The sequence below is a fragment of the Actinomycetota bacterium genome (genome assembly GCA_040757835.1).
In the GTDB taxonomy this organism is placed as follows: domain Bacteria; phylum Actinomycetota; class Geothermincolia; order Geothermincolales; family RBG-13-55-18; genus SURF-21.
Map to the genome: position 1 here is coordinate 242,573 of JBFLWJ010000003.1, position 13,595 is coordinate 256,167.

Genomic DNA, 13,595 nt, shown 5'->3' on the forward strand with positions numbered 1-13,595 from the left:
CGGATAGATATAGGATTAAGCTATTAGATGAGGGTGGTTATGTCCAGCCCCGCGTAAAGCGGCAGCGCGGCCCGGATCAGCCCGCCTCGACCTTGACCACCGCCATGCCCAGGCGCCGGTGGTCCTCGATGCCCCACACTTCCCACGGCGAGAAGGGGTTCTCCACCGCCATCACCACTTCCCACTCGCCGGGTTCAAGGTCCGGCGGGAGGTCGATACGCTGGGAGAACGGCTGGTTTGGAACCTCCACGCCGGGGAGCTGGTGCCCGTTCACCGACACCGAGACCCTGGTGACGTCCTTGGGGTGGGCCATGAGGGTATGCAGCACCAGGTGGCGCTTGTTCTTCTTGCCCTCGAGATAGAGCACCGCCCTTCCGTCCGTCCAGCGGAAGAAGACGCCGCTGGCGTCCAGCTCGCGTTCGTACCAGCCGCTGCCCAGGGCCTTGCTGACCGGGTTGGACATGACCACCTTGCCGCTGAGGTGCCGGTGCCGGTCGGCGTGCTGCCCCGGCGCCTTGTTCATGCGCAGGTCGGTGGTGATGAAGGGCTCCCCGAGGACCGCGCACAACACCCCCTTGCCCATGAGCTGCCGGTCCGTGAGCACCCTCGTCTTCTCCACCTCCCTGCGCAGCTTCAGGGTGTTCCTGAGGTGGAAGACGTTCCATGCCAACGCCTGCCCCATGCGCAGGACGAAGGATATCCTCATCAGCAGGGGCAGCTCGCCGGTCTTCCACTCCCTCCTTGCGCGGTGCAGGAAATGATAGAAAAGCTCCCGCCGCACCCACCTTAACGTATCCCCCTCCATGTTCTTGAGCAGGTTGCGCAGGCGGTTCCTCTCGTAGATATACAGCCTTTTCACCAGCTTCCACCCCTGCACTATGCCCTGGTGGTGATGGGCGACTGCCCTGGGCTCGTAGACGACCCCGTAGTCGAGCATGTTCACCCTCCACCCCAGGTCCACGTCGTCGTAGAGGTACTCGTAGACGCCGTCGAACCCGCCGATCTCCCGGAAGAGGGAGGCCTTTACGATCATGGCCGCCGCGCATGCCCACATCACCCGCGTGTTGAAGGCGTAGGAATCGGTATCCTGCGCGAAGATACCCCTGTCCCAGGCATAGCCAAGGAGGTTGACGAAGCCCCCGGTGCTGTTGAGAACGGAGGGATACCCGTTGATGAGGATATGCGAGGCGCACACCCCCAGGTGGTCCCCCTCACGCTCAAAACGGTCCACCATCGCCTGCAGCCAGTCCGGCTCGAGCTCGATGTCGTTATCGAGGAAGGCTATGAAGCGGCCCCGCGCCTCAGCGGCCCCTATGTTCTTCGAGGCCGCGCATCCCCGGTTCCTGTCGTTCACCACCAGCCGCACTTGCTGGTAGTCCCTGGAGACCAGCGCGGCGCTGCCGTCGCTTGAGCAGTCGTCGACGACGATGACCTCGTAGCTGACCCCGGTGCGCTGGGAGAATACCGAATCGAGACAGGCGGGAAGCAGCTTCTCGCCCTGATAGTTCGGTATGACGTAGCTAACCAGGGGTCCGGGCTCTTTGGTCAATTGCCTATCCTTTTTCCCTCTCTCGAACCGTCTCGGGTGTAAACACCCACCATGCCAGATTATTGCACCAATACCGCGGCAGTGCAAAACCGGCAGGGGGCCCCGCGGGGTGGTAAAATACTGCACCAGGGAGCGCGAGCGTGACGCCGCGCTCCCGCCACGGCCGCCGGGGCGTTAGGAAAGGAGAGGCCGGAGAGGATGCGCGTCAAGGAGCTGGCCAAGAGGTACTTGGGAGACACCTTTATCTGGAGATACCTGACCATCGCCAGGTTCCACGCGCGCAGGCTGAAGGGAGCCGTCGTCCCCCGCCTCCCCAAGTGGTTCCTCTACCGCCTGCTGCAGAAATCGGACTTCTACGGCGAAGAGTATTTCGACAAGCCCAAGAACCCCCTGGAGGTCAGCGGTTACGGGGAGGCCTACGAGGGTTTCGAGGAGTTCCAGCAGGTGGCCGAGCTCTCCCGCGAGCTCTTCTCTCCCACGAAAGTCCTGGACGTGGGCTGCGCCAAGGGTTTCCTGGTGGGCGCCCTACGTTCACACGGCATGGAGGCGTGGGGCATCGATATCAGCGACTACGCGGTAAGGACCGCGCCCGCGGACGTCAAGGACTGGCTGAAGGTGGGCAACTGCACCTCCATGGACTTTCCGGACGGCTCATTCGACCTCCTGGTCGTGCTGGAGACCCTGGAGCACATCCCGCCCACGGACATAGAGAAGACCATCAGGGAGCTGCGCCGCGTGGGCTCGCGGTGGCTGTGGGCCAGTACCCCCTCCATGGGCGAGAACCTCTATGGTCCCGACGGTATAGCCGAGGGGAAGATCCAGGACGGTTACCTGGAGACCTACCGGCGGAACGTCATCGACCTGGCCCCCTTCAAGCACCTCATCCTCGACGTGAGCGGGATGCCCATCCACGGCCACCTCACCATCGCCTCCTACGCGTGGTGGACCGCCGCCTTCAACCGCTGGGGGTTCGTGCGCCGGGGCGACCTGGAGAAGACGGTAAACCGGGACCTGGAGAACGCCAGGCAGGGCATCTGGAACTGTACCGTCTTCGAGAAGGCGGTCTCGCCGCCAGGGGTCCGGCCGGTGAAGGATGTGCTGGACCTGTCCTTCACGGAGTCCGCGCCCGGGGTATGGGAAGCACGGGCCGTACGTCTTCCGGCTGGCGTCCACCGTCTCGATCTCGCGCTCGAGGTGGAGGGGGTCGAGGAGGGGGGAGAGCCCGCCCGGCGCGCGCTCCACTGCGAGGGCCTCTCCGCGGGCGGCGACAACGTGAACGCGTCCCTGCTCCTGAACATGCAGGAGGCACGCCATGCGGGGCGCAAGGGGCGCATGGAGGCCCGGCTCGTCTGTGCCGCGTGCGGGGAAACCGACATGCTCCTGCGCGTCTCCGCCGCTCCCGCCCTGGCGGTGAGGCCCCTGCCGGGCGCCTCGCTCCACCTGCACCGGGGGGTATGACCGCGGCCTCTTCCCTTGACGGATGTCAACCACGCGTGGCCCGTCCGCCTTACTTATATCTCTATTTTGTCTTAAGCGACTTGATCGCTCCGTCGAAAACATTAGTGCGAGGACGAGAAAAAAGCGGTAATCATGTGCTTGCGTGAAATCGCCTTGGGAACACAAAGGGGAACATACATGGACAAGGTCAAGGCACACGGGACGGGGATGGCGTTCTTCATCGCCGCGGTGCTGGCGCTCATGGCCTGCGCGGCCATCGCCCCGCTGCAGGCGGACGTCGCCACCGCGGAGATAGTGCTGCAGAAGCACTGGGAGCTGAACATGGGGAGCATGTTCAAGCACGCGTCCCCCACCATCGCGGACATAGACCAGGACGGCATGCAGGAGATCCTGGTGGGCAACACCAACGGCAACTTCTACTGCGTCAACCCCAACGGGGCCATCCGCTGGGTCTACTACACCGGTGCGTCCATCCAGTCTACTCCCCTGGCCGTGGACTGCGACGGCGACGGCAAGCTGGAGATCTTTTTCGGGTGCGACAACGGCTTCGTCTACGGGCTAAACTACGGCGGCCAGCCACTCTCGCAGTGGGGATGGCCCAAGGGCGCCGGCTCAGCCTTCGGCTACAAGGAGGTCTTCCCCTCCCCCGCCGCCGGGGACCTTGACGGCGACGGCAACCTGGAGATCGTGGTGGGCTCCTGGGGCCACTACATCACCGCCTGGCACTTCGAGGGCCCCATGGCCTGGCAGTACTACAACGCCGACACCGTGTGGTGCTCGCCCGCGGTGGCCGACATCGACCTGGACGGCCAGGACGAGGTGATGATCGGGGCCGACTGCTGGGGCGGACCCAACTGGCCCTGGCCCCGCGGCGGGCTCCTCTACGCCTTCGAGGGCAACGGCGCCATCAAGCAGAACTTCCCCAAGTGCCTGCCCCAGGTGATCTGGTCCTCCCCCGCCATCGCCGACCTCGATGCGGACGGTTTCCCCGACATCGTCGTGGGCACGGGCCTCTTCTGGCAGAACACCAACCCCGGGGCCAGCAACTACCTCTCCTACGCCGACGGCAGGTACGTCTACGCCTTCAACTACCAGGGCAACAACGTGCCCGGGTGGCCGGTGCGTACGGGTGACAACAACTTCTCTTCCCCCGCCGTGGCGGACATCGACAGCGACGGCTACTTCGAGGTGGCCATCGGCTCCATGGACCACAAGACCTACCTCATCAACCACGACGGCTCGCTGAAATGGGCCACCAACTATTACCCCGTGCCCAAGCTTGGCTCGCCGGCCATCGCCGACATCACCGGCGACGGCGCCATGGAGGTGATCATCTCCGAGGGCGCCAACATCACCGCCCGCGACGTCAACGGCACCATGATCGTCAACGACAACGTCGGCGGTAACATCTTCAACTGCCCGGCCGTGGGGGACATCAACGGCGACGGCATGACCGAGGTGGTGCTCGCCACGGGGATGGACGGCGAGACCGGCAAGCTGGTCTGCCTCGGGGGCGGCAAGTTCAACCCCGCCCTGGCCCCATGGCCCATGTTCCGCAAGAACGCCCGCCACACCGCCGCCTACAACTACGAGGAGGTCCCGGACCTGTGGCCGCCGGATGAGGTCAAGAGCCGCGGCTTCCTGGCGGAGGGATACACCGGCGCGGGGTTCAACCAGTTCATCCTGCTCATGAACATCCTGGACCGCGATATCCTGGTCCAGCTCCGCTACACCCTTCCCAGCGGCAAGTCGGTGGTGCGCCTCATCACCATCCCGCCCAATTCCCGGGCCACCGTGCCCGTCAACGCCACCATCAACGGGCAGGAGGTGAGCACCTCCGTCATCTCCAACCAGGAAGGACTGGTGACCGAGCGGGCCGTGTACTTCAACTACACCGGCGGGGGCGGCTCCTGGACGGGCGGGCACAACGTCATGGGGACGGACTCCCCCCTCAAACAGTGGTACTTCGCCGAGGGCTGCACGCGGCCCGGCTTCCACACCTGGCTGACCCTGCAGAACCCCGGGGAACAGAACGCCAACGTCCGCCTGGACTACTTCTGCGGCGACGGCCAGAACGTCACCAAGTCCCTGGTGGTCGGGGCGAAGTCGCGCTACACCGTGGCCGTGCACGGCGACGCCCAGGGCATCGGCGTGCACGCGAGCGAGCACGGCGACGTGTCCATCAAGGTGACCTCGGACCAGCCCATCGTGGCCGAACGGCCCATGTACTTCGACTACGCCGGGAGCTGGGACGGCGGGCACAACGTCATGGGGGCGGCCGCGCCCTCCCCGGAATGGTTTTTCGCCGAGGGGTGCACGCGGCCCGGCTTCCACACCTGGCTCTGCCTGCAGAACCCCGGCGACGCGCCGGCCGAGGTGCGCCTGGACTACTTCTGCGCCGACGGCGAGAACGAGTCCCGCAAACTGACCATCGAACCGCGCTCCCGTTTCACCGTGGCCGTGCACGGCAAAGGCCTGGGCATCGGCGAGCAGAACAGCAACCACGGCGACGTGTCCATCAAGGTCACTTCGGACCAGCCCATCGTGGCCGAGCGCCCCATGTACTTCAACTACTTCGGTTTCATCGAGGGCGGGCACAACGTGACCGGCTCGCCGCAGCCGTATGAGCAATGGCTCTTCGCCGAGGGGTGCACGCGTTCCGGCTTCCACACCTATCTATGCCTGCAGAACCCCGGTGAGGAGGAGGCGAGGGTGCGCATCGACTACCTGTGCGCCGACGGCAACAACGAACACCGCGACCTCGTCATCGACCCGCGCTCCCGTTTCACGGTGGTCGTACACGACGCCAAGTACGGCATCGGGGTGTGGGACAGCAACCACGGGGACGTGTCCATCAAGATCACCTCGGACGTGCCCATCGTGGCCGAACGGCCGGTCTACTTCTCCATGGCCGGGAACATCAACGGAGGACACAACACCCAGGGACAAGCCGTGAAATGACCGGTACTGACCATAAGCGGGCCTGGGCGCGGGCGCTCAGGCCCCTTTTCTGTCCCGGGCCTGGCGGGCGAAGTGAAGGTAGGAGTCCAGGGCGAGCAGGCACGCGCGCAGGTCCGCGTAGACCGGGATGCCGTGCTCCCGCATCTTCTCCTCCAGGGTGTTGAAGAAGCGCAGGTCCCCGAAGACCCACGACACCACCGCCTTGCCGCTGCGCCTCACCTCCTCGCCTATCTCCTCGAAGGGGAAGTGCTCGATGAACTTCGAGGCGAAGGGGAGCAATATCACCCCGTCGATGTTGTCATCGGCGAGCACCGCCCGCATGGAGCCGCTGAAGGCGTCGAAGCCGCGCTGCTCGATGGCCGGCCAGATGTCCACCGGGTTGGAGGGTGCCATCCAGGGAGGGAAGACGTCCGCGAGAGCGCGCAGGGTCCTCTCCTCCAGGGCGGGGACCCGCAACTCCGCGTCGCGCAGCAGGTCGGTGAGGACCACCCCTCCTCCCCCGGTGACCGTCACCACCGCCACTCCGCGCCCGTCGCGCGAGGTGACGCGGAAAGGCTCGGGGTGGAGCGAGAAGGCCTTGCCGACGTTCATCAGCTCGTTGAAGTCCTGCACCTGGATGACGCCCGCCTGGCGCAGGGCCCCGTCCGCCACCTCGCTGGACCCGGCCAGGCTCGCGGTATGGGAGAGGGCGGCCCGGGCCGACTCCTCGTAGCGCCCCCCCTTGAGGATGGCCAGTGGTTTCGCGCCGGCCATCTCCCCGGCCACCTCCAGGAAGGCCCTGCCGTCCACGAAGGACTCCAGGTAAGCCACCACGGCCCTGGTCCTGGGGTCGCCGGCCAGGTAGCGCAGCACCTCCACCTCGTTCACGTCCATTTTGTTGCCGATGGCGCAGGCCTTGGAGACGGTGAAGAACCCCGAGATGACGAACTGCAGCATGAAGCCGGCGGCCAGCATGCCGCTCTGGGCGATGATGCCCAGGGTCCCGGGCTTGAGCCGCTCGTGGGCGTTGGGGGCGCGCATGAAGGGGGTGAAGATAAAGGGGTCGGTGTTGACCAGGCCGGTGCAGTTGGGCCCCCACAGGCGCAGCCCGGTGCGGGAGGCGACCTCCCGGCAGCGCGCGTCGATGCGCCTTCCCTCCTCCCCGGCCTCGGCAAAACCGCCGGACTCCAGCACCGCCGCCCTCACCCCCGCCGCCGCGCATTCCTCCAGCACCTCCGGGACGCCTGCGGCGGGGATGAACACGATTGCCAGGTCCACCTTGCCCGCCAGGTCCTTCACGGAAGGGTAGCACTTCACCCCGAGTATCTCGTCCCTCCCCGGGTTGACCGGATAGACCGGGCCCGCGAAGGACTCGAGCATGTTGGCCACGATGCTGTGCCCGCCCTTGGCCGGGTTGGGGGTGGCCCCGATGATGGCCACGCTGCGGGGCGAGAAGAAGACGTCCAGGCCAGCGCGTTCGGTCATGCTGTGTTCCCTCCCATCTCCATGCTGCATCATCTGCCGCGGAACACCGCCCGCGTCAACCATTCTACAACATCTTCCCCACGCTACGGACGGGGTAGGAGATGGGGTCAGCCCTGGTATGTGACATCGTGTTGCGTAACGGCAACCAGAGCTTCGAGTTTGCAGGGCATGTCACATGTCAGGGGCTGACCCCATGCTCAAACCTTTGCCCGCATAAGGTAGAATAATACGCGGACCGGGGCATGGCCGTGGCCACATTCGAGCGGAGAGAGGAGGCATATGTCGGGGATCAAGGAACACCTGCTGGTAGTATGCCTCTTCCTCGTCCTCGTCCTGCTTTTCACGCTGCCCCTGGTCGCCGGCCTGGGCGACACCGTTATCAGCAGCCGCGTCGACAACGTCCTCAACGTGTGGATCTACTCCTGGGACGGCCACGCCATGACCACTGGACCGCTCCACCTCTTCCAGGCCAACATGAACTACCCCTCCCCGGACAGCCTGGCCTTCTCCGAGCACCTCTTCACCTTCGCCCTCGTGGCCGCCCCCGTCTCTTGGATAACCGGCAACCCGGTGCTGGCCTACAACCTCGTCTCCCTCCTGGGTTTCGCCCTGTGCGGATACACCATGTACCTGCTGGTCAAATACCTGACCGGGAAGAGGATGGCCGCCTTCGCGGCGGGGGTTTTCTTCACCTTCGTTCCCTACCATTTCTCGACCATCGTCCACGTGCACGTCAGCCTGTGGTGCCTGCAACCCCTCATCCTCTACTTCCTCTTCCGCTACTTCGACGAGGGGCGTACGCGCGAGCTGGTGGGCTTCGGGCTCGCCTTCCTCGCCCAGGCGCTGCTGGGATGGTATCAACTGGCTTTTTCGTCCATCCCCATCGCCCTCTTCTTCCTGTGGCGCCTCCTCGCCCGCGACCGCCGCCAGCAGGCAAGGAAGTTCCTTTACGTCATCGCGGTCCTGGCCCTGTGCATGGTGGTCATCGTCCCTTTTGCCATGCCCTATTTCCGGCTGCGCGCCAACATCCCCGAGGACGAGCGCGAGCCCGCCTTGAACGTCATCGCCCGCGCCCACCTGGTGGACTACGTGCGCGTGCTGCCCCAGAACTGGCTCTATCATGACGTGTTGGGCTTCTCCCGCACTGGCCCGCCAGGGGGCGGGGACGCCCTATTCCCGGGGTTCCTGGTCCTGCCCCTTTCCCTGCTGGGGCTGCTCTTCCTCTTCGCGGGGAAGAGGATGCGCCGCTCCCCGGCGCGCGGGGCGCCGCGGTCCGGGAGGGAGGACGTCCCAGGGGATGAGCGGGAGCCGGGCGCGGAAGATACCCGCGTGCAGGACAGCCCGCCCCGGGCCGGGCCGCCGCTCCCCGGGCCCCCGCAGAGGATCGCCTCCCCGCGCGCTTTCTTCCTCTTCTTCGTGGTCCTGGGCCTGGTATGCTTCGCGCTCTCCCTTGGCCCCGAGCCCGGAGGACTGAACAATATTTTCTACAAGGTCATGCACAAGCTCCCGTTCTACGGCTTCGTACGCTTCCCGGTGCGTTACAACATCATGGTGCTGCTGGCGCTGTCCGCGACCGCCGGTTACGGTTGTGCCGCCTTCCAGACCCTCATGCAGTCGTGGCGCGGCCGCAGGTGGGCCATGGCGGTGGCGGGTGCGGTGATCGTGCTGCTGCTCTGCGAGTTCGCGGTGGTGGACCTCCCCACCGCCTCCGTGCCGGTGGCGGGCGAGGTGCCCCGGGTCTACCGGGACCTGGCCGATATCGAGGACGCGGTGGTGGTGGAGGCACCCATGCCCTACGTGGCCGACAGCGTCACTTTCGAGGACCCCCTGAGCCTCAACTTCGGCACCCTGGACAACCTCTTCCTCTCCGCGGACCGCGAGCAGACCGCCACCTATTTTTCCGTCTATCACTGGAAGAAGCTTGTGAACGGTATGAGCGGCTACTACCCCATCTTCTACCGCCGGGCCGTGGTGGAGATGCAGGCCTTCCCGGGGACGCGGGCCCTGGACTTTTTGCGTGCGGCCGGGGTCGACCACGTGGTGGCCCACTGGGACTGGCTGCCCGACGGCACCGCGGCATCCACGAGGAAGGCCCTGGAGAGCCAGCCGGGAGTGGAGCTGGTCGAGGACTACGCAGATGACGCTATCTCCCTCTACCGCCTCGACCCCGTCGACACCGTTTCCGTGGACCGGCTGGACCTGCCCCTCTACCTCCCCGAGAGGACCGCTGCGGGGGCGCCTCTAGCAGCCTCCGTGGGATTCCTCAACCCTGCCGGCCTTCCCTTCGTGAACCTCTCCGAGGACCGGCAGCACCTGCGGGCGGAGTGGCGCGACGGTGACGGAAAGGTCGTGCGCAGCGAGGAGTCCTATCTCTATGCGCCGTTCTTCGTCGCGGCGGGCGAAGCGGCCTCGGCCAGTTTCAGCCTGGAGTCACCTTCGCAGGCCGGTCCCTACTCCCTGTCCGTCGCCGCCACCGACGGCATCCTGGAGGGGACGGTGTGGGAGAGCGAGGTGGAGGTCGGCGGCGTCGCCCTGCCCGGCGAGGGAGCGGGCGCGGCCGGCGAGCTGTCCTGGGCGCGGGAAGATGGAGAGCCAGCCGCGGCCTGTCATACCGGCGAAGTGCTCTCCCTGGACGTCGCCGTCCGCAACGGCGGCGTGGCGCAGTGGCCAAGGGGCATGGTGGGGACGGCGGGGAGCGTGCACGTTACCGCGGTGTGGAAGCGTGCCGGCGCCCCGGCCTACGAGCTGACCCAGACCGGCCTTCTGCCCTGCGACGTCTCGGCCGGGCAGGAGATATCTTTCCCGGTGGCGCTGCAGGCGCCTCGCGAGCCCGGCGAATATACCCTATGGCTGTGGCTGGACGACGCCGGCAATGGTTACTTCACGGAGCCGCTGCAGCTCCCCGTCGGGATCAGCCTGTAATGGGGTCAGCCCCTGACATGTGACATTGTGTTGCGTAGCAGCAACCAGAGCATCGGGTGTGCCAGGCATGTCACATGTCAGGGGCTGACCCCCTCTATATAGGCGCGGAGGGAGGCGGCGGTCTTCTCGGGGGCGAAATCCTCGAGGCGCCGCGTGCCCTTCTCGGCCATGGCCCGGCGCAGCTCCGCGTTGGTCGCCACCTCGCCCACGGCCTCCGCCAGCAGGGGGAGGTCCATGCTGCGGAAGGTCATCCCGGCGCCGCCCAGGGTATAGGGGATGGCGGCGCTGGCGCGGGCCAGGATGGGCACCCTGAAGTGCATGCTCTCCAGCAGGGGTACGCAAAAGCCCTCGTGCATGCTGCAGGTGATGAAGACGCTCGCCGTGCGGTAATACGCCCGCAGGTCCTCGTCTGACACCCCCCAGGACCAGCCCGGGATGGACACCGCTCCCTGCAGCCCGTAGCGGCGGATGCGCTCGTCCAGCTCGATGTTGTACCGCAGTGACCAGGTGGTCCCGACCAGCAGCAGGCGGGAATAGGCGTTGACGCGGTGGCGGTAGACCGCGAAGAGGTCGATGAGGTCCTCCACCCGCTTGTTGGGGACCATGCGCCCCACGAAGAGCAGGTTGGTCCTGCCGTCCGAGAGCCCGGCATGCAGGGCGTGGTTGTATTCGCCGTCCAGGGCGGCGGTGTCCACTATGATGGGCAAAGCCCCGGTCTTCTCCTCCGCGAACCCCGCACTGACCAGCTCCCGGCGGTTGTACTCGGAATCACCCAGGGCTAGGTCGCATTCCCTGAGACGGGGCAGGAGTTCTCTCCCCTTGCGGCAGACCTCGGCCAGGCGGCTGTCGTAAGCGTCGAAGAACTCGGGCGGGGTGATGTTGTGGTAGATGAGCACCTTGCGGTTGCGGCTGCCCAGGAACATGCGGTGGTTTTCGTCGAAAACGGAGAGGTGGTAGACGAGAACGCTGTCCCGGTCGCGCATACTCTTGCCGCGATAGGCCTTCAGTCCCTCGTTGTAGGCGGCCATGGGCTCGTCGTTGGCGGTGGCGTGGATGTGGCTCTCCCACCCCCACGACTTGAAGAGCTCGTGCATGCGCAGCACCTGTCCGGTGACTGCGTCGCCGAACTGCAGCCGCGCACACAACTGGTGTACCCTCAACGCAGCACCTCCCCGCCACCGTTCCCTCGCGCCTCCCCGCCCCCGTCAACCCCCGCCGCGGCCGCCGCCAGCCCGTCCAGCACCTCGCGCAGGCCGGCGGCGAGCACCCCGGTCCCGAAGGAACGCAGCCGCTCCCTCTGCGCCGCCAGTATGCTCTCCCGCAGTCCGGCGTCCCTTCCCAGGCGGTCCAGGAACTCCGCCAGCACGGGGTAGTTCTTGTCGGTGAAGATGACCCCCGCTCCCCCCATGGTCTCCGGCACGGCCCCGGCGGCATAGGCCAGCACCGGCAGGTCGAAGTGGAAGGCCTCCAGGGGAGGGACGCAGAAGCCCTCGTGCTCGCTCATGGATATGTAGTAGTGGGAGTTGAGGTAGCAGGCCTTGAGGCGGGCGTCGCTGACCTTGCCCAGAAAGAGGACGCGGTCCTGGATGCCCATGCGCCAGGCCATGGAGAGCAGGGCGGTGTGGTAGGTGGAGAGCAGGGACCCCGCAACCACCAGGCGGGAGTGCGCGTTGATGCCGCGGTGGTAGCAGTAGAAGAGCTTGATGAGGTCCTCCACCCGCTTGTTGGGGGCCACCCTGCCCACGAAGAGCAGGTTGGTCTTGCCGTCCGAGAGGCGCCTGCCGAACTCCGCGTCCTCCGCGATGCCGTCCAGCTTGTCCAGGGGAGGGTTGATGGGCAGCACCCCCGTCCTCGCCTCGTCGAACCCCGCCGCCACCAGCTCGCGGCGGTTGTAGTCGGAGTCCCCCAGGGCCAGGTCGCAGTCCTTAAGCCGGGGAAGGAGGTCGCGCCCCAGGCGGCAGATGCGCGCGGCCGTGGGATAGAAGTCGACGTAGAACTCGGGGGGCGTGATGTTGTGGTAGATGAGCACTTTGCGGTTGCGGCTGCCCAGGAACATGCGGTGGTTCTCGCAGTAGATGGCGTGGTGGTAGATGACCACGTCTTCCTCGCTGGCGGCGAACTCCGGGTAGGTGACGTCGGGAGCGGCATAGCGGCAGGTATATTCGTCCATGTCGTAGGCGAAGATGTGCGACTCCACCCCCCACGCCGTAAGGATGTCGTGGATGGACAGCACCTGGTTGGAGACGGCGTCCCCGCTGGCCAGGCAGGGAACGATCTGATGTACCCTCAAGCGTTCTTCTCTCCCTTGAGCATGGTGTGCCCTCCGCACCTCCACTCGCGCACCTTGAAACCGTGGCGCGCCATGAGGCGCTCCAGCAGGCGGCGCGGCCACCAGCGCACGAAGCCCTCCTCGCCAGCCAGCCTTTCCGCCCAGCCGCGGTTCAGCGCCACCAGCACGGCGCCCCCCGGCAGCAGGTGCTCTCCCGCCCACTGCAGTATGCGGTCCAGCTCGCGGCCGGTCAGGCACTCAGGAAAGGCGAGCACCAACAGCCCCAGGTCCTCCACGACCAGGCGGCCGAAGACGTCCGCCATGCGCGTGCAGTACCTGGCCGGTATGAAATCCGCCTGCGCTTCCGCCACCGCCGTATCGCAGGTGTCCATGGCCAGGACCGGCCTGCCCTTTTCCTTGAAAAACCCCAGGCATGCCGTCCCCGGGATGCCCACGAAGACGGCGCGGTCCCGGCCCTCTCCGGCCACGGCGGCCGCCGTCTCCGCGTCCCATTGCGGGCGGCGCGTCATCCAGATATCCCGCTCCGATGCCACCTTGCTCTCGTTGGTCCCGCCCTCGGGGTTGTAGATCTGGCTGCAGGAGATGTCGATCACCTGGGTGAACAGGGTGTTGAAAGAGATCTGCTGCTGCACATACCCCTCGTTGACGGCGCGGATGAACCTGGTCTGGAAGCGTCGCATGAAAGTCGCCGCCCGGCCCACCTTCTCTCCCCCGCGAGAGAGATCGTCCGGCGGCTCCAGGCCGCTCCCCTCGTCTCCCAGGGCGTGGTGCAGGTCGTAGATCACCCGGATCATGTCGAAGTCGGGGTTGTCCAGCTCCGCCTCTATGCTCCGCTCCAGCAGCTCCTGCATGCGGGGGTCGTAGAGCCCTGCCCGCCGCCGCGCCTCGGTCTTCGCGACCAGGCCGTGCTCGTCGATCTGTCTGCCGTTTACGTTTATCATCGCCTCAGTC

8 protein-coding genes are annotated in these 13,595 nt (G+C 66.2%); 3 read left to right on the forward strand and 5 right to left on the reverse strand.

Annotated elements, in window-relative coordinates:
- Positions 1–76: 76 nt before the first annotated feature.
- Positions 77–1,549 (reverse strand): glycosyltransferase family 2 protein, encoded by a 1,473-nt coding sequence (locus AB1384_05040; protein MEW6553632.1) that lies wholly within the window; start codon positions 1,547–1,549, stop codon positions 77–79.
- Positions 1,550–1,747: 198 nt separating this feature from the next.
- Here AB1384_05040 and AB1384_05045 point away from each other — a divergent pair, with 198 nt between their 5' ends.
- Complete coding sequence (locus AB1384_05045) at positions 1,748–3,007, forward strand: class I SAM-dependent methyltransferase (protein MEW6553633.1); 1,260 nt, start codon at positions 1,748–1,750, stop codon at positions 3,005–3,007.
- 177 nt (positions 3,008–3,184) lie between these two features.
- Positions 3,185–5,968, forward strand: a complete 2,784-nt coding sequence (locus AB1384_05050; GenBank protein MEW6553634.1) for an FG-GAP-like repeat-containing protein — start codon at positions 3,185–3,187, stop codon at positions 5,966–5,968.
- A gap of 36 nt (positions 5,969–6,004) precedes the next feature.
- Here the strand turns inward: AB1384_05050 and AB1384_05055 are convergent, their stop codons facing one another.
- A complete protein-coding gene (locus AB1384_05055; GenBank protein MEW6553635.1) occupies positions 6,005–7,432 on the reverse strand; it encodes a CoA-binding protein in 1,428 nt (475 codons plus the stop codon).
- Between the two features lie 279 nt (positions 7,433–7,711).
- Here AB1384_05055 and AB1384_05060 point away from each other — a divergent pair, with 279 nt between their 5' ends.
- A complete protein-coding gene (locus AB1384_05060) occupies positions 7,712–10,354 on the forward strand; it encodes a glycosyltransferase family 39 protein (GenBank protein MEW6553636.1) in 2,643 nt (880 codons plus the stop codon).
- A gap of 77 nt (positions 10,355–10,431) precedes the next feature.
- Here AB1384_05060 and AB1384_05065 read toward each other — a convergent pair whose 3' ends face one another.
- From AB1384_05065 to AB1384_05075, 3 genes are read right to left on the reverse strand one after another with little or no spacing between them, the layout of a single operon-like run.
- Positions 10,432–11,514, reverse strand: a complete 1,083-nt coding sequence (locus AB1384_05065) for a glycosyltransferase family 4 protein (protein ID MEW6553637.1) — start codon at positions 11,512–11,514, stop codon at positions 10,432–10,434.
- Positions 11,511–12,644 carry a glycosyltransferase gene (locus AB1384_05070; GenBank protein MEW6553638.1) on the reverse strand — a complete coding sequence of 378 codons (1,134 nt, stop codon included), beginning with the start codon at positions 12,642–12,644 and terminating at the stop codon, positions 11,511–11,513. Before AB1384_05070 ends, AB1384_05065 begins: the two co-directional genes overlap by 4 nt.
- A complete protein-coding gene (locus AB1384_05075; protein ID MEW6553639.1) occupies positions 12,641–13,585 on the reverse strand; it encodes a hypothetical protein in 945 nt (314 codons plus the stop codon). Before AB1384_05075 ends, AB1384_05070 begins: the two co-directional genes overlap by 4 nt.
- Positions 13,586–13,595: the final 10 nt, after the last annotated feature.

Coding starts and splice junctions, on each gene's coding strand:
- AB1384_05060 (MEW6553636.1), top strand. CDS start 7,712: ATGTCGGGGATCAAGGAACACCTGCTGGTAGTATGCCTCTTCCTCGTC.
- AB1384_05055 (MEW6553635.1), bottom strand. CDS start 7,432: ATGACCGAACGCGCTGGCCTGGACGTCTTCTTCTCGCCCCGCAGCGTG.
- AB1384_05045 (MEW6553633.1), top strand. CDS start 1,748: ATGCGCGTCAAGGAGCTGGCCAAGAGGTACTTGGGAGACACCTTTATC.
- AB1384_05050 (MEW6553634.1), top strand. CDS start 3,185: ATGGACAAGGTCAAGGCACACGGGACGGGGATGGCGTTCTTCATCGCC.
- AB1384_05075 (MEW6553639.1), bottom strand. CDS start 13,585: ATGATAAACGTAAACGGCAGACAGATCGACGAGCACGGCCTGGTCGCG.